Genomic DNA, 14,515 nt, shown 5'->3' with positions numbered 1-14,515 from the left:
CATGGTCGCCATGAGCGATGGTGGACGATACAGGGATTGAACCTGTGACCTCTTCCGTGTCAGGGAAGCGCTCTCCCGCTGAGCTAATCGTCCTCGCTGCGAACCAGAGGTGGAGACGGGATTTGAACCCGTGTACACGGCTTTGCAGGCCGTTGCCTCGCCTCTCGGCCACTCCACCGAGTGGGGGGACCGGAGTCCCTTCCGAGCGGAAGACGGGATTCGAACCCGCGACCCTCACCTTGGCAAGGTGATGCTCTACCACTGAGCCACTTCCGCGTGCCTCCGGGACCTGCCCGGACTCACTGCGAGAACTCTAGCGAATACCCGGCCACTCCCCAAACCGAGCGCTACCGGTATCGTGAGATGTAAGGAGCCAGCAATGGGTTCACCAGTTACCAAGTTCAACCTACGCGAGAGAGTGACAGCATGCGCGACAACGAGGTCGTGAACGTCGGGCCGGAGCCGCTGAGCTTCGAGCAGGTCGTCGAGGTCGCCAGGTACGGTGCCACCGTGCGTCTCACCGACGACGCCGTGGCCGCCATGGCCGCGGCCCGCACGCGCGTGGACGAACTGGCCGAGAGCCCCACCCCCGCCTACGGCGTCTCGACCGGGTTCGGCGCCCTGGCCACCCGGCACATCGACCCGGCGCTCCGCGCACAGCTGCAGCGCTCCCTCGTCCGCTCGCACGCCGCCGGATCCGGCCCCGAGGTCGAGGTCGAGGTGACCCGCGCGATGATGCTGCTGCGCCTGCACACCCTGGCCACCGGCCACACCGGCGTGCGCCCGAAGACGGCCAAGGTGCTGGAGAGCCTGCTCAACGCGCGGATCACCCCCGTCGTGCACGAGTACGGCAGCCTCGGCTGCTCCGGCGACCTCGCGCCGCTCTCCCACGTGGCCCTCACGATCATGGGTGAGGGCGTCGTCCGGGACGCCGCCGGCGAGCGGGTCGACGCCGCGGAGGCGCTCAAGCGGGCGGGCATCGAGCCCGTCGAACTGGTGGCCAAGGAGGGGCTCGCGCTCATCAACGGCACCGACGGCATGCTCGGCATGCTCATCCTGGCCATGGACGACCTCGCCCGGCTGTTCAAGGTCGCCGACATCGGCGCGGCCATGAGCGTGGAGGCGCTGCTGGGCACCGACCGCGTCTTCGCCGCCGACCTGCAGGCACTGCGCCCGCACCCCGGGCAGGCGGCCAGTGCCGCCAACCTCAGGGCACTGCTCGCGGGCTCGCGGATCATGGAGTCCCACCGGGACGGCAACTGCACCCGCGTCCAGGACGCCTACTCCCTGCGGTGCGCCCCGCAGGTCGCCGGTGCCGCCCGTGACACCCTGGCGCACGCCGCCTCGGTCGCCGGACGGGAACTCGCCTCGGCGATCGACAACCCGGTGGTCCTGGCCGACGGCCGGGTGGAGTCCAACGGCAACTTCCACGGCGCCCCCGTCGGCTACGTGCTCGACTTCCTCGCCATCGCGGTCGCGGACATGGCGAGCATCTCCGAACGCCGCACCGACCGCATGCTGGACGTGGCACGCAGCCACGGCCTACCGGCCTTCCTCGCCGACGATCCCGGTGTCGACTCCGGCCACATGATCGCTCAGTACACCCAGGCGGCGGTGGTCTCCGAGCTCAAGCGCCTGGCCGTGCCCGCGAGCGTCGACTCGATCCCGAGCTCCGCCATGCAGGAGGACCACGTCTCCATGGGCTGGTCGGCCGCGCGCAAGCTGCGCCGCTCGGTGGACGGCCTCACCCGGGTGCTCGCGGTGGAGATCCTCACCGCCGCGCGGGCCCTGGATCTGCGCGCCCCGCTGCGGCCCGCCCCGGCGACCGGAGCCGTGCTGGCCGCACTGCGCCAGTCCGTCCCCGGCCCGGGGCCCGACCGCTTCCTCGCACCGGAGATCGAGACGGTGGTCGGGCTCGTCGCGGGCAACGCGGTCGTCGCCGCCGCCGAGACGGTCACCGGCCCCCTGTCGTAACCGCCGAGACGGTCACCGGCCCCCTGTCGTAACCGCCGAGACGGTCACCGGCCCCCTGTCGTAACCGCCGAGACGGTCACCGGCCCCCTGTCGTAACCGCCGGGACGGTCACCGGACCGCAGCCCCGGCCCGATCGTCGGCATCTCCGCGACCACGGTTCCGGCCCGCAGTCCCGGTACCGCGTCCGTGAGCATCCGCCGCACCGCCGCCGTACCGCCCGATCCGGTGCTTCGCCCCCCGGCGAGCTCGCCCCCGGCAGGACCGTTTACGCGGCCCTGCCGCCCGTTCCGCTGCCCGCACCCTGGTGTGCCTGCTGACCGGACGAGCGAGACAATAGGGCGGTGCATGACTCTTTTGCGCATGTCACCGGATATCTGGCCACGGGGCTCCGAGATGTCACCACAGACCTGGCCGCACTGGATGGTGCGGGGTGGTGGGCCGTCGTGGTCGACTACGAGGGCAAGGTGACGTGCGCCAAGTTCGACGACGTCCGCCAGGCCCCGCTGCCCGTGCCACGCGGCCCCTGGCGCGGGCCGCACCCGTCGTCGTGGCGCGGCTCCCTGGACCGGGCCGCGTATGAGGACGGCGTGCGGCGCATCCGCTCGTACATCGAGAGGGGAGAGGTCTACCAGGCCAACCTGTGCCGGGTGCTGAGCGCGCCGCTGCCCACGGGGGAGGAGCCGGACCCGCTGGCACTGGCCGTACGGTTGGCGGAGGGCAACCCCGCCCCCTACGCCGCGGCGGTGAGCCTGCCGGGGCTGAGTGTTGTGTCGGCCTCTCCCGAGCTCTACCTGTCCAGGGACGGCGACGTGGTCGAGTCCAGGCCGATCAAGGGGACCGGAGCCACCGAGGAGGACCTGCAGGAGAAGGACTACGCGGAGAACGTGATGATCGTCGATCTCGTCCGTAACGACCTGGGCAGGGTCGCCGAGGTCGGCTCGGTGAGCGTGCCCGCCCTGTGTGAGGTGGAGGAGCATCCCGGTCTGGTGCACCTGGTCTCCACGGTCAGGGCGCGGCTCGCGCCGGGGTGCGGGTGGCCCGAGCTGTTCGGTGCGACCTTCCCGCCGGGGTCGGTGACGGGGGCCCCGAAATCCTCGGCCCTGCGTATCATCGATCAGCTCGAACCCGAGCCGCGCGGGCCGTACTGTGGGACTGTGGGCTGGGTCGACGCCGACCGGCGGCGGGCTTCGCTGGCCGTGGGAATCCGCACGTTCTGGCTGTCGTCCGGTGAGATCCGTTTCGGTACGGGCGCGGGCATAACCTGGGGTAGCGATCCGCGCCGCGAATGGGACGAAACCGAGCTGAAGGCCTCCCGGCTCATCGCTCTGGCATCAACATCAGGTTCAGAAGGAGTCGCATGAATGTACCTATATGGCTCAACGGGGCACTCGTCTCTCCGGATCAGGCCACCGTTTCGGTTTTCGATCATGGTCTGATGGTCGGGGACGGGGTGTTCGAGACCATCAAGTGCGTGAACGGCGCCACGTTCGCGCTCACCCGCCACCTTGACCGGCTCACGCTCTCGGCACGGCGCATGGAACTGCCCGACCCCGACACCGACGCGATCGCCGACGGGATCCGCGCCTGCCTGGCCGAGGCTCCGCCGTGGCGGCTCGGCCGAGTCAGGGTCACCTACACCAGCGGCCCGGGGCCGCTCGGCTCCGACCGGGGCGACCAGGGCTGCACGACCGTGGTGATCGTCGACGAGCAGAAGCCGTTCCCGGCCACCGCCGACGTCACGGTCGTGCCCTGGCCGCGCAACGAGCGCGGCGCGCTCGCCGGGGTGAAGAGCACCTCCTACGGAGACAACGCCAGGGCGCTGTTCCACGCCAAGGCCGCCGGCGGCAGCGAGGCGATCTTCGAGAACACCGTGGGAGACCTCTGCGAGGGCACGGGCAGCAACGTCTTCGTCGTGCGCGACGGCCGGCTGGTCACCCCCACGCTCGCCTCGGGCTGCCTGGCCGGGGTCACCCGCGCGCTCGCGCTGGAGTGGTGCGGGGGAGCCGAGGAGGACGTCCCGCTCTCGGCCCTGTACGAGGCCGATGAGGCGTTCCTGACCTCCACCACCCGTGACATCCAGCCGATCCGCGCGGTCGGCCAGACCGTGCTGCCCGCCGCGCCGGGTCCGATCACCGCCAAGGCCATGCAGGTCTTCGCCGAGCGCTCCGCCGCCGACCTCGACCCCTGAGGTTTCGGGTTTCGGGTTTCCGGTTCCGGCGAGGGCACACCCCCGCCGGAAGGCCGGTCGTCCGGCGGGGGACCGGCTGGGGTCGTCCGATGGGGGACCGGCTAGTAGGACACCTGGGTCTGCGCGTTCAGCTCCTTGAGCCTGACCTTGGCGGCGGGATCGGTCAGCGGGTCGTTGACGCGGAGCACGTCCAGGCCCCTGGTGATGTCACTGGAGTAGATGTGGCCGTTGTAGTAGTACGCCGACCACGAGCCGCCGACTCCCGAGATCGGGCCCCGCTCGAAGAAGCCGATCTCCCGGGGGGCGGTCGCGTCGGTGAAGTCCCAGATGGACACCCCGCCCTGGTACCACGCCTGGACCATGATGTCCTTTCCCGGCACAGGTAGCAGCGACCCGTTGTGCGCGACGCAGTTCTCGTCGGACCTCTGCTCCCTCGGGATCTTGAAGTAGCCGCGGAGCGTGAGCCTGCGGTTCTTGCCGAGGTCGTACACGGCGCTGGCGCCCTTGGTCCTGGGGGTGCCGGAGTCGCAGGTCGCACTCACGCCGCCGCCCAGCTCGTCCCCGAAGACGACCTTGGTGGCGTCGTTGTTGAACGTCGCCGAGTGCCAGATGGCGAAGTTCTCCCGGTCGCTCACGTGCTGGAGCACCTTGGGATTGACCCGGTCGGTGATGTCCAGCAGCACCCCGTCGCCGAAGCAGGCCGCGGCGGCCAGGTTCTTCTCGGGGTAGGCCGTGATGTCGTGGCAGCCGCCGAGGCCGTCCTCGCCGGGCTTGTCGGAGAGCACCGGCTTCGAAACCACCTTGGCGGTCTCGGGGGCCTCGACGGGCACCTCGACCACGGAGATCTTGTTGTGCGGCGCCGAGCAGGTCGTCGACCGCGGCTCGGGGCCGGGTGAGGAGATGTAGAGGTAGACCCTGTCGGCGTTCTCGCCGGGGACGAGGGTGTGGGTGTGGGAGCCGCAGTCGGTGCGGACCGCCGAGACGAACCTGGGGTGGGACTTGTCCGCGATGTCGAAGATCCGGATGCCCTCCCAGCCGTCCGACTCCGGCTCGCCGCGCTGGGCGTCGCACTCCGGGCCGACCCGGGCGGAGTCGATCGACAGGAACAGCAGGTTCCCGCTCACCGAGACGTCGTTCTGCTCGCCGGGGCAGAGCACCCGGCTGACCACCGAGGGGCGGGAGGGGTCGGAGATGTCGAAGACGCTGAAGCCGTCGAAGTTGCCGGCGAACGCGTAGTCGCCCTGGAAGGCCAGGTCGGTGCCCCACGCCTGGGGCCCGTCGAGCGGGGCGCCGAACGGCACGTTGGCCAGGTGCGTGACGTTGGCGCTGTGGGTGCCGTCCCCCGAGATCCCCGGAGAGGGGGTCTCGTCCGTCCGCTCGGCACTCGTGCTCCCCTCCGGGGCGGACGAGGCGGCCGCGGGCGGTGGGGCCGAGGGGGTTGGATCCGCCCCGCATCCGGCCACAAGAAGTAGCGCGGCCAGGCCGAACGCCACGGTCGATCGCACGGTGCCCCCATTACGTCGGTCCACTTGCCCCATTATTGAAGCTATGCGGAGGATGCGTATGCCAGGTCAGGTTATCGCGGTGATCTTGGCGGCATCGGTCCTTGGCGGATGTACGGAGGCGGGGCCGGGACGATCGGCACCGCTCGTCGCGGAGACCGGCGCCCCCGTGATAGTCCCGGGCGGCCCCGGCGAGGCGGGCCGTACGGCGAGGCCGGGCGAGAGTCTCGGAGAGTCCGAGGCCAGGGTCACGGCGGCCGACGTGCGGTTCGCCGAGGGCATGATCCCGCACCACCGGCAGGCACTGGAGATGGCGGAGCTGGTCCCGGCCAGGTCGTCCTCGCCGGTCCTGCGGAGACTCGCCGAGCGGATCACCGCTGCGCAGCGGCCGGAGATCGCGGCCATGACGTCATGGCTGGAGGCGGTCGGCCGGGCACCGCGAGGGCATGTGGGGCATGACGATCACGCTGTCACGCTGGAGGAGATGAACCGGCTCAGGGGGGCCAGGGGAGCGGCCTTCGACAAGCTCTTCCTGACCCTCATGATCGCTCACCACGAGGCGGCGGTCGCGATGGCCGGGCTCCAGTTGCGCGAGGGCACCGACCGGGCCATGTTGGCCACCGCCAAGGACGTCGTCTCGGGCCAGGGCATCGAGATCGCCAGGATGCGGAGTCTGCTCGGGACCGCGGCGTAGACCGGCGGCTCCGTCGCGGGAGGGGGTGGCCCGGGACGGGTCAGGAACTCCAGAGCATGTTGCTGAGCTCGGCGTCCAGATCCATGAAGTCGGTCTCGCGGCCCGCGGGCACCAGCTCGTACGTCCGGTGCAGGAACTCCGTGAGCGGAGCCAGCGGCACCTCGAACAGCGCCTGTCCGAACGGCGAGGTGAGACTGATGTGCAGCGTGCGCTCGCCGTCGGCACGCGCCGGCCACACCTGCACGTCGCCGTCGCCCACCCGCCGCACGATGCCGACGGTCAGCAACTCGCGGGCGAAGATCCACTCGACCGGTTCGTCGTTTCCTACGTGGAAGGCCATTCTGATCGCGTAAGGATCACCGGCCGTGTAGCTGAGTCCGGCGAGCAGGGGGACGGTGGTACGGTCGGGGACCACAAGCCGAAGGCCTAGCTCGGCAGAGACGGTGGCGCTGTTCATCGTCAGCCAAACCTTTTCGTCGTCGGTCCCCTCTTCGGGGCTTTCACTGCTCTCAAGCGGACTTCGCTCCGCATGAGCCATCACGCGGAACAAAGAAACCTGTAGGAAAGATTCCGCCTCAACGCCCTTCTGTAACGCACATCACAGCGCGACATTTGGGCATCTACCGGGCTAAACATCACCAACAGGGCCGTATTTGCAAGGGTTTTGCGTCTCGTTTTGGTCACCGTCGACTCCCTGGTAGGGCGTCTCGGGTGATTCGGGTCGAGCCTGGGTCGTTCGGTGCTTCTGCGGATCAGGATGATGCTATGACACCGTAGCCCCCCGTCGGATGCATCCCCAGGGCTTTGCCTCCCGAGCGCGTCATCTCTCAAGATCACTTTAGTGGCGGACACCGCTTCGCGAGCACTCCCGGATTGCTGTATGGTTTTCCACGTCGGCACCGCAAGGGGCTGGACAGGGCGGGCGATTAGCTCAGCGGGAGAGCGCTTCGTTCACACCGAAGAGGTCACTGGTTCGATCCCAGTATCGCCCACGCTATTTTCCCAGGTCAGAAGCCGGTTCGCAACCCAGCGGGCCGGCTTTCTCGATCATCTGACCATGATTTGACCGTGGGGCCGGTGCGCGTGCGCTCCCGGCTGCTCGCCGTCGACCTGCGGGCGACTCGCGCAGGACGGTCCGTGACCGCCCCCACTCCCTCGCCGCTTCTCGGCAGGGAGGCCACGTTCCTCACCATCGAGACGGCGATCAAAGGCATGCGCCCTGACGTCGGCAAGCTCCGTGAGCTCGTCGGCGGTGCCATTTCCAGCATCGGCCGGCGCGACGGGCTCCGCAGCGTGGTGAGCACGGCCGTGCAGCCGGTCGTGCAGCCGGTCGTGCCTGGGGGCGCCGGTGCTCCGTGACGGTATGACCGCCCGGGTGCGGGTCCGGCAGGTCGTCGACGACGCCTGCCCGGTGCGCGATGCCAGGAGCCGAGCGCGGTCCGACTCGCGACGATGCGGCGCCGGCCGTACCCGCCCAGCCTTACCAGGTGTCACGGTCGGCGCCGCAGCCGAGGATCGAGGTGGTCGAGCCGCCTCCTGCCCCCTCACTCGCCGGAGCCGAACCCGCCGCGGCGGCACTGCCGCACCTCAACGGTCGGCCGGTGCCGGCAGGGTCGACTCGCGCTCAGCGGAGTGTTCACGCCGGCGGGCGGATCTCCGGGCGAGTCCCCACCCCGCCTTTTCGGTGAGCGGGCGAGTCCCACGCCTTTTCGGTGCGGAAGAACTTTCCCGAAAAAGAGTGACATGTCGGGTGTTTCGTCGGCATGAGGGCCGATTCGCGCCCGGGGGGTCGGGGGCGAAGTGGCAGTCCGTTTCGACCCGTTGACGGCGCCGTAGCGCGTATGTAACATTTGGCCAGCACAATGCAAAAATATTGCAAGCCTCTGTTAAATTCTCTCCGTTCTTTGCAACTTGTGCCGGTGGTGTACCCGGCGACCAGCACCCCCCAGCGACGAACAGGCCAGGGCTCGCGAACCGGTCCCGCGAACCGACCCCGCGGACCACACCGGTCGGCCCGCCCGCCGGAGTCCGGGCATCCGGAGTCCGCATCTTGCGAGCGAGGCGCCCCCCGCAGGTGCCGAGCACGTCGCGCGACGGAGGCCGCGGCCTCCCCCTGACCCTGTCGTTCCAGCCGAGAGGTAGAGGAACGCGATGAGAAAGCAGTACCTGGCGTTAAGGCTGTTGGCGGCGATGGCCGCGACCAACCTGCTCATCCTGGCCGGGGCGGCCTCACCCGCCACGGCGGCCGGCCCCAACCTCGCGGTGGGTAAGGCGACCTCGTCAAGCAGCACCGCCGCCCCCTACGGCGAGGCCAACGCCACCGACGGCAATGCCAACACCTACTGGGAGAGCGGCAACAACGCCTTCCCACAGTGGCTCCAGGTGGACCTCGGAGCCGTCACCAACGTGGACCAGATCATCCTGAAGCTGCCCCCGGCGGCGGCCTGGGCCACCCAGCCGTTCTTCGTCGGTCGCGGCGCCAACATGCCGTACGACATGTACGAGGCCGAGGACGCCGTCGTCGGCGGCGGGGCGGCCGTGATCGGCCCGAACCGCAACATCGGCGACCTGGCGGGTGAGGCGTCGGGCCGCAGGGCGGTGACGCTGAACACGGCGGGCAGCTACGTCGAGTTCACCACCAAGGCCAGCACCGACACCCTGGTCACCCGCTTCTCCATCCCCGACTCGGCCGGTCTTGTGGCCGGTTCATCCCCGGCTGTCGGGGGTGCCTCATACAATGATCCGATGCCTTTCCCCGAGAACGACCCCGAGGTGAGCGACGCGTCGCGGGTCCTGCAGCGCGTCTTCGGCTACGACTCGTTCCGGGCGGGCCAGCAGGAGATCATCGACCACGTCGTGGCCGGCGGCGACGCCCTGGTGCTCATGCCGACGGGTGGCGGCAAGTCGCTGTGCTACCAGATCCCCGCGCTCGTGCGTAAGGGCACGGGAGTGGTGATCTCGCCGCTCATCGCGCTCATGCAGGACCAGGTCGACGCCCTGACGGCGCTCGGTGTGCGGGCCGGGTTCCTCAACTCCACGCAGGACTTCGAGGAGCGTCGCCAGGTCGAGTCGGCCTTCCTCTCCGGCGAGCTGGACCTGCTCTACCTGGCGCCGGAGCGTCTGCGGGTCGACGCGACGCTGCGCCTGCTCGACAGCGGGACGATCTCGTTGTTCGCCATCGACGAGGCGCACTGCGTGGCCCAGTGGGGGCACGACTTCCGGCCCGACTACCTCGCCCTGTCCGCGCTGCACGAGCGCTGGCCGGACGTGCCGCGCATCGCGCTGACCGCCACGGCCACCGAGGCCACCCACGCCGAGATCGCCTCCAGGCTCAGCCTGGAGCGGGCCCGCCACTTCGTGGCGAGCTTCGACCGCCCCAACATCCAGTACCGCATCGCTCCCAAGAACGAGCCCAAGCGGCAGCTGCTCGAACTGCTTCGCGCCGAGCACGCAGGGGAGGCGGGCATCGTCTACTGCCTGTCGCGCAACTCGGTCGAGAAGATCGCCGAGTTCCTGGTGGAGAACGGCATCCGCGCGCTGCCCTACCACGCGGGCCTCGACGCCCGCACCCGCGCCGCCAACCAGGCGCGCTTCCTGCGTGAGGACGGCCTCGTCATGGTCGCCACCATCGCGTTCGGCATGGGCATCGACAAGCCCGACGTGCGGTTCGTCGCCCATCTTGACCTGCCCAAGTCCATCGAGGGTTACTACCAGGAGACCGGCCGGGCGGGGCGCGACGGCCTGCCCTCCACCGCGTGGCTCGCCTACGGCCTCCAGGATGTCGTGCAGCAGCGCAAGATGATCGACACCTCGGAGGGCGACGACGCCCACCGCCGCCGCCTGGCCACCCATCTGGACGCCATGCTCGCCCTGTGCGAGGCGGTCGAGTGCCGCCGCGCGCTGCTGCTCGCCTACTTCGGCCAGCAGGCCGCCGCCTGCGGCAACTGCGACACCTGCCTGTCGCCACCGGAGTCCTGGGACGGCACGGTCGCCGCGCAGAAGGTCCTGTCGACGGTGTTCCGGCTCATGCGCGAGCGCCGTCAGAAGTTCGGCGCGGGCCAGATCATCGACATCCTCCTCGGGAAGAAGACGGCCAAGGTCATCCAGCACGACCACGACGGCCTGACGGTGTTCGGCATCGGCACGGAGCTGGGCGAGGCCGAGTGGCGCGGTGTGGTACGCCAGTTGCTGGCCCAAGGGCTGCTGGCCGTCGAGGGCGACTACGGCACGCTGGTGCTGACCGAGGCGAGCGCGGAGGTCCTGGGGCGCAGGCGTCAGGTCCCGCTGCGGCGCGAGCCTACGATGGCGGCTCGGGCCGCCAGGGCGGCGAAGAGCTCCACTTCGCGCCGGGCCGAGCCCGCCGAGCTGCCCGAGGAGGCGGTGCCGGTGTTCGAGCTGCTCCGCGCCTGGCGCGGAGCGGTCGCGAAGGAACAGGGCGTGCCCGCGTACGTGATCTTCCATGACGCGACCCTGCGCGAGATCGCGACCCGGTCCCCCTCGTCCCTGGCCGAGCTGGGCACGGTGAGCGGGGTCGGGGAGAACAAGCTGGCCAAGTACGGCCTGCAGGTTCTCGACACCCTCGCCGCCTCCGGATCCGGTCCCGATCTCTCCGGATCCGGTCCCGATCCCGCGGGGAACGAGGAAGACCTCTTGGTGTTCCCCTGAGGTAGAATCGGGCGAATCCGGGTCTGAGCGCCCGCCGGTGACACGCAGGTAGGAGCCTGGAGGCTGTCGTCCACCTCCGGGCTCTTCGCGTTGACGGACCCCCGCGGCTGCGGACTTCCGAAAGAGGACGATCGTTGGCTGACAGAAGAAACGATCCCGTGGTGGTCGTCGGGCTCGGCCGCTTCGGCGGCTCCCTCGCGCTCGAACTCTCCCGGAGGGGAACCGAGGTGCTGGCCATCGACAGCCGCCCCAAGGTGGTGCAGAGCCTGGCGGGAAAGCTCCCCCATGTCGTCGTCGCCGACTCCACGGACATCGAGGCGCTGCGGCAGATCGGGGTGCCCGACTTCTACCGGGCGGTGGTCGCCATCGGCACCGACCTGGAGTCCAGCATCCTCACCACGTCCCTGCTCGTCGAGCTGGAGATCGAGGACATCTGGGCCAAGGCGATCAGCCGCGAGCACGGCCGCATTCTGGAGCGGGTCGGCGCCCACCACGTGATCCTCCCCGAGCACGACATGGGGGAGCGGCTGGCCCACCTGCTCAACGGGCGGATGCTCGACTACATGGAGGTGGACGGTGACTACGCGGTGGTCAAGACCCGGCCGCCCCGCGAGTACGTCGGCGTGCCCCTGGGCGAGTCCAACCTGCGGCGCAAGTACGGCGTGACGGTGGTCTGCGTCAAGGGCCAGTACGACGAGTTCACCTATGCCGACTCCGGGACCGTGCTGAGCTACGGGGACGTGATCGTCATCGCGGGCAAGATCGAGCAGGTGGAGCGGTTCACCGAACTCCCGTGACCGGATGCCTGTGTGCGATCACCGTCGTCGATCTGCACTGGGCGGAGCTTACGAGAGATGGAGTTCGGTAGCGATGCGATTCGGACTGTTGCTCAACGAACCGAAGGAACCGGACGTGCTCGGCAAGCTGCGGGAGCGCATCGCCCGCGCGGCCGATGACGGTTTCTCCTCCGTTTGGATGTCCAACATCTTCGGCCTCGACGCGCTGACCGCGCCCGCCCCGCTCAGACGCCGAAGGCGCTCAGTGCCGCCCAGGCCGTTCCGGCGCCGGTCACGGCTCCGGCGGCGACCTGGGCGGGCGTGTGGTGGGTGAGCCGGACCCGCGCCCAGCACACCGTCGCCACCACCAGCGCGCCCGTGACCAGGGTGGGCGCCGCGGGTAGCACATGGGCCAGCACCACCACGGTGCCCGCGGACACGGCCGCGTGGAAGGAGATCTTCCACCTGAGGGTGATCGGGACCGTCACCGTGAGCGCGGCCAGCATCGCGGTCACCGTGGCCACCAGCAGGCGGGGCGCACCCAGGGAGATCAGCAGCACCAGCGCGACGACCACCGCCGCGACCGCCACCAGCAGCGGCCTCGTCCGGCTCGCCCGGTCGACCAGATGGTAGGAGTCCAGCCGTCCTGAGCGGACTCCGGTCAGGATCACCAGGGCGGGAATGCCGCCGCACAGGGCCGAGGCCACCAGGCCCCATGCCCCTCCCCGCCATCCGTCGGCCATCAGCCCGACGACCGGGGGCAGCCCGATGACCAGCACCTGCGGTGCGAACAGCCCCGTCACCCACCGGGCCGCCGCCGTCGCGCCGCTCCCGTCGCCCGCCATCTCCTGACCGGTCATTTGAATCCTTCCAGCGCGGAGACCTCGGTCCCGAGATCCGGGCAGGAGACCGGAGGCGACCGCTCCGGTGTGAGGTCCGTGGGGCCACCCTGCCAGCTGGGAGACCCGGAGACGAACATCCGCGGGGCCAAGGCCTTCGGCACGCCTCCGCGGGCGCGGAGGCGTGCCGGTGATCAGTCGTTGGCGTGCAGGATGCTGTTGAGCTCCACGCCCGTCCCCCGGCGGGGCACGGCCTCCACCGCGCCCGAGGTGGAGTTGCGGCGGAACAGCAGGCCGGAGGCGCCGGAGAGCTCGGCAGCCTTGACCACCCGGCCCTCGGGCAGGACCACCTTGGTCCCGGCGGTGACGTAGAGGCCCGCCTCCACGACGCAGTCGTCACCGAGGGAGATGCCGATGCCGCTGTTGGCGCCCAGCAGGCAGCGCCGCCCGATGGAGATGACCTGCTTGCCGCCGCCGGACAGGGTGCCCATGATCGAGGCGCCGCCGCCGACGTCCGAGCCGTCGCCCACCACGACACCCGCCGAGATGCGGCCCTCGACCATGGAGCCGCCGAGCGTCCCGGCGTTGAAGTTGACGAAACCCTCGTGCATCACGGTCGTGCCGCTTGCCAGGTGCGCGCCCAGACGGACCCGGTCGGCCTCGGCGATCCGGACGCCGGTGGGCACCACGTAGTCGACCATCCTGGGGAACTTGTCCACGCCGTAGACGGTCACCTGGCCCCGGGCGCGCAGGCGGAGCCGTACCTGCTCGAAGCCCTCGACGGCGCACGGGCCGTGGTTGGTCCACACCACGTTGGAGAGCAGGCCGAACAGCCCGTCCAGGTTCAGGCCGTGCGGCTGGACGAGGCGCGCCGACAGCAGGTGCAGGCGCAGGTAGGCGTCGTGGGCGTCGGCCGGGGCCTCCGACAGCTTGGTGATCTGAGTCCGCACCGCGACCACCTCCACGCCGCGGTCCTCGTCGGGGCCGAGCAGCGCGGCGACCCCGGAGCCAAGCTCCTGGGCGGCCTCCTGCGTGCTCAGCCGGCTGGTGCCCGGCGAGGAGGGCTCGCCCAGCTGCGGGGACGGAAACCACGTGTCGAGCACGGTTCCGCCGGAAGTTATGGTCGCGATACCGGTCGCGTACGCGCCGGAGATCTGAGCTGCTGCGTTCACGCCAACCAAGCCTAGCCAAAGCGGTCGCAACGGCAGCATGCCGAGGGAGCGTCGGGCGTGTGCCCGCGGTGTCGTCCGGTTAGCGTGGCCGCCATGCTGCAGGGGATCGATGTGTCGAACTGGCAGGGCGCCGTCAACTGGGGCGCGCAGGCGAAGAGCGGGGTCTCCTTCGCCTTCGCCAAGGCGAGTGAGGGGAGCACCTTCACCGACAAGTGGTTCGGCACCAACTGGAACGGCATGCGCGAGAGCTGGATCGTCTGCGGCGCCTACCATTTCGCCCGCCCCGCAGGCGACCCCGAGGTGCAGGCGGTGCACTTCTTGAAGATCGTGCAGCGGGCCGGAGGGCTGCGCAGGGGCGATCTGCTCGCCCTCGACCTGGAGACCAACGACCACCTGCCCGCCGCCAGGGTGGCGCGGTTCGCCCGCAGCTGGTGCCAGGCGGTCATCGCGCTGGCCGGGGTGAAGCCGGTGATCTACACGTTCCAGGCGTTCGCGCAGAACGGCAACTGCGCCGGGCTGGATGCCTACCCGCTGTGGATCGCCGCGCCCGACCAGCCCCGGGGCAGGCCGCAGGTGCCCAGGCCGTGGCAGAGGTGGACCATCCACCAGCACTCGCAGAAGCCGCTGGATCGCAACGTCTTCCGCGGCACCAGGGCCGAGCTGACCTCGCTGGGCTACCGCCGGAGCCGCGACGCCTGAGAAATC

The 14,515-nt window shown here is 70.1% G+C and carries 13 protein-coding genes and 4 tRNA genes; 9 read left to right on the top strand and 8 right to left on the bottom strand.

Going from position 1 to position 14,515, the window contains the following annotated elements:
- Positions 1–18 precede the first annotated feature (18 nt).
- From OIE13_RS16440 to OIE13_RS16430, 3 genes are all read right to left on the bottom strand, one after another.
- Positions 19–93 (bottom strand) — tRNA-Val (locus OIE13_RS16440).
- Positions 94–107: 14 nt separating this feature from the next.
- Positions 108–178 (bottom strand) — tRNA-Cys (locus tag OIE13_RS16435).
- Between the two features lie 26 nt (positions 179–204).
- Positions 205–276 (bottom strand) — tRNA-Gly (locus OIE13_RS16430).
- Between the two features lie 150 nt (positions 277–426).
- Between OIE13_RS16430 and hutH the strand changes: the two genes are divergently transcribed.
- Positions 427–1,974 (top strand): histidine ammonia-lyase, encoded by a 1,548-nt coding sequence (hutH, locus tag OIE13_RS16425; RefSeq protein ID WP_326830196.1) that lies wholly within the window; start codon positions 427–429, stop codon positions 1,972–1,974.
- Between the two features lie 44 nt (positions 1,975–2,018).
- Here the strand turns inward: hutH and OIE13_RS16420 are convergent, their stop codons facing one another.
- Positions 2,019–2,168, bottom strand: coding sequence for a hypothetical protein (locus tag OIE13_RS16420; protein ID WP_326830195.1), 150 nt, complete (start codon positions 2,166–2,168; stop codon positions 2,019–2,021).
- Positions 2,169–2,315: 147 nt separating this feature from the next.
- On the opposite strand from OIE13_RS16420, the gene OIE13_RS16415 reads away from it, so the two are divergent.
- Positions 2,316–3,335 (top strand): chorismate-binding protein, encoded by a 1,020-nt coding sequence (locus OIE13_RS16415; RefSeq protein WP_326830194.1) that lies wholly within the window; start codon positions 2,316–2,318, stop codon positions 3,333–3,335.
- Positions 3,332–4,162, top strand: coding sequence for an aminotransferase class IV (locus OIE13_RS16410; protein WP_326638760.1), 831 nt, complete (start codon positions 3,332–3,334; stop codon positions 4,160–4,162). The genes OIE13_RS16415 and OIE13_RS16410 overlap by 4 nt, the downstream gene beginning before the upstream one ends.
- A 101-nt stretch (positions 4,163–4,263) precedes the next feature.
- On the opposite strand, the gene OIE13_RS16405 is transcribed toward OIE13_RS16410, so the two are convergent.
- Positions 4,264–5,667: an LVIVD repeat-containing protein gene (locus OIE13_RS16405; protein WP_326638762.1), complete on the bottom strand. Its 1,404-nt coding sequence runs from the start codon at positions 5,665–5,667 to the stop codon at positions 4,264–4,266.
- Between the two features lie 58 nt (positions 5,668–5,725).
- Between OIE13_RS16405 and OIE13_RS16400 the strand changes: the two genes are divergently transcribed.
- Entirely contained in the window at positions 5,726–6,358 is a 633-nt protein-coding gene (locus tag OIE13_RS16400; protein WP_326638763.1) for a DUF305 domain-containing protein, read from the top strand.
- A gap of 40 nt (positions 6,359–6,398) precedes the next feature.
- On the opposite strand, the gene OIE13_RS16395 is transcribed toward OIE13_RS16400, so the two are convergent.
- Positions 6,399–6,815 (bottom strand): SsgA family sporulation/cell division regulator, encoded by a 417-nt coding sequence (locus OIE13_RS16395; RefSeq protein WP_184547867.1) that lies wholly within the window; start codon positions 6,813–6,815, stop codon positions 6,399–6,401.
- A 463-nt stretch (positions 6,816–7,278) separates the two neighbouring features.
- Between OIE13_RS16395 and OIE13_RS16390 the strand changes: the two genes are divergently transcribed.
- The 4 genes from OIE13_RS16390 to OIE13_RS16375 all read left to right on the top strand — a co-directional run bounded on the left by OIE13_RS16390 (position 7,279) and on the right by OIE13_RS16375 (position 11,820).
- Positions 7,279–7,350 (top strand) — tRNA-Val (locus OIE13_RS16390).
- A gap of 85 nt (positions 7,351–7,435) precedes the next feature.
- Entirely contained in the window at positions 7,436–7,717 is a 282-nt protein-coding gene (locus tag OIE13_RS16385; RefSeq protein ID WP_326830193.1) for a hypothetical protein, read from the top strand.
- A gap of 792 nt (positions 7,718–8,509) precedes the next feature.
- Complete coding sequence (gene recQ / locus OIE13_RS16380; protein WP_326830192.1) at positions 8,510–11,023, top strand: DNA helicase RecQ; 2,514 nt, start codon at positions 8,510–8,512, stop codon at positions 11,021–11,023.
- A 134-nt stretch (positions 11,024–11,157) separates the two neighbouring features.
- Positions 11,158–11,820 carry a potassium channel family protein gene (locus tag OIE13_RS16375; protein WP_326638771.1) on the top strand — a complete coding sequence of 221 codons (663 nt, stop codon included), beginning with the start codon at positions 11,158–11,160 and terminating at the stop codon, positions 11,818–11,820.
- Positions 11,821–12,044: 224 nt separating this feature from the next.
- Here OIE13_RS16375 and OIE13_RS16370 read toward each other — a convergent pair whose 3' ends face one another.
- On the bottom strand, positions 12,045–12,659 hold the full coding sequence (locus OIE13_RS16370) for a hypothetical protein (protein WP_326830191.1): 615 nt from the start codon (positions 12,657–12,659) through the stop codon (positions 12,045–12,047).
- Positions 12,660–12,832: 173 nt separating this feature from the next.
- Entirely contained in the window at positions 12,833–13,810 is a 978-nt protein-coding gene (gene dapD, locus OIE13_RS16365; RefSeq protein ID WP_326638775.1) for a 2,3,4,5-tetrahydropyridine-2,6-dicarboxylate N-succinyltransferase, read from the bottom strand.
- 93 nt (positions 13,811–13,903) lie between these two features.
- Here dapD and OIE13_RS16360 point away from each other — a divergent pair, with 93 nt between their 5' ends.
- A complete protein-coding gene (locus tag OIE13_RS16360) occupies positions 13,904–14,509 on the top strand; it encodes a glycoside hydrolase family 25 protein (RefSeq protein WP_326638777.1) in 606 nt (201 codons plus the stop codon).
- Positions 14,510–14,515: the final 6 nt, after the last annotated feature.

The sequence above is a fragment of the Streptosporangium sp. NBC_01810 genome (assembly GCF_035917355.1).
In the GTDB taxonomy this organism is placed as follows: domain Bacteria; phylum Actinomycetota; class Actinomycetes; order Streptosporangiales; family Streptosporangiaceae; genus Streptosporangium.
Note: the sequence above shows the minus strand (reverse complement) of the source record. Positions and strands in the feature narration are given on the sequence as shown.

Coding starts and splice junctions, on each gene's coding strand:
- hutH (WP_326830196.1), top strand. CDS start 427: ATGCGCGACAACGAGGTCGTGAACGTCGGGCCGGAGCCGCTGAGCTTC.
- OIE13_RS16395 (WP_184547867.1), bottom strand. CDS start 6,815: ATGAACAGCGCCACCGTCTCTGCCGAGCTAGGCCTTCGGCTTGTGGTC.
- recQ (WP_326830192.1), top strand. CDS start 8,510: ATGAGAAAGCAGTACCTGGCGTTAAGGCTGTTGGCGGCGATGGCCGCG.
- OIE13_RS16420 (WP_326830195.1), bottom strand. CDS start 2,168: ATGCTCACGGACGCGGTACCGGGACTGCGGGCCGGAACCGTGGTCGCG.
- OIE13_RS16410 (WP_326638760.1), top strand. CDS start 3,332: ATGAATGTACCTATATGGCTCAACGGGGCACTCGTCTCTCCGGATCAG.
- OIE13_RS16400 (WP_326638763.1), top strand. CDS start 5,726: ATGCCAGGTCAGGTTATCGCGGTGATCTTGGCGGCATCGGTCCTTGGC.
- OIE13_RS16360 (WP_326638777.1), top strand. CDS start 13,904: ATGCTGCAGGGGATCGATGTGTCGAACTGGCAGGGCGCCGTCAACTGG.
- OIE13_RS16370 (WP_326830191.1), bottom strand. CDS start 12,659: ATGACCGGTCAGGAGATGGCGGGCGACGGGAGCGGCGCGACGGCGGCG.